The organism is Arthrobacter sp. N199823 (assembly GCF_002929705.1).
Classification (GTDB): domain Bacteria; phylum Actinomycetota; class Actinomycetes; order Actinomycetales; family Micrococcaceae; genus Specibacter.
The window spans coordinates 1-877 of sequence record NZ_PJIN01000045.1; the positions used below are offsets into that span (position 1 = coordinate 1).

The 877-nt window shown below is 67.3% G+C and carries 1 protein-coding gene; it reads right to left on the bottom strand.

Features of this window, described 5'->3' with window-relative positions; translation table 11 throughout:
* Positions 1 to 194: 194 nt before the first annotated feature.
* On the bottom strand, positions 195 to 877 hold a 683-nt coding region (locus CXQ93_RS20145; RefSeq protein WP_181036254.1), incomplete at its 5' end, for a transposase.

The following is an 877-nucleotide window of genomic DNA, read 5'->3' on the forward strand; positions in this document are numbered from 1 at the left end:
AGGGTGGTTGGTGTCGAACGGGTTGTCTGGCGGTGCCGTTGCTGAACAGGGGCTTTTTTAGGCCGGTGTGAGGCTGTTGGTGTTTGCATGATTTTCATGTCGGCAGGCATTTTCGCGGTCCACGGCGGGCACCTTTGGGGGCGGCAGGGCAGTACCTGGGGCCGTAACGGACAGGCTGGCCGTTCCCCTGCCTCTCATGCCAGGACCAACGCCGTGTGGGCTGGCCGGGAGGTGGCGATCTTGCTGATTTTGAGCATGCCAAGCCGGGCGATGTTCACGGCCGCGGCCAGCAGGGAGAAGTCCGCTTTGACCTTGGCCCGGCCCCGGACCCTGGCCCGGCGCCCGCCGTGCTTTTGCCGCATCAGGTGCCCGATCTTGCGTTCGACTTTCGGGCGCGTGCCCCGGTACCCCTCCCGCCACACCGGGTGTTTCTGTGTTTCCCGGGCGCGGACAAGTTCGGCCTCGTACCGGCTGATGCTGATCGTGCGCCCGGACTTTGAAAGAGTGCAGTCCGCGGCCAGCGGGCACCCGGCGCCGGCGGCACCGAAGGCGGCCGTCCCGCCGCCGGCCTTAGCCGGGCGGATCGGCACGGATATCCCCGCGGGGCAGCTGACCGTGCCGGCACATATGTCAATGATGAAGCGGTCTTTCGCGTAGCGTCCGCCCGGGGCCACCGGCGGTTGCACTTTCACAAACACGCCCGACCCGGCGGCTTCCAACTCCACCAAGAACGCCCCGGCCCCGTAGGCCGCATCCCCATACACAGCCAAGGACTCCGGGTCTCCAGCTCCGCCGACTGCCAGGTCTTCAGCAGCCTCGGTGGCCGGGCCATCCTGGTCCTCATCACTGTCCTCGCCACGGCTCTTGCCAGCGTCCT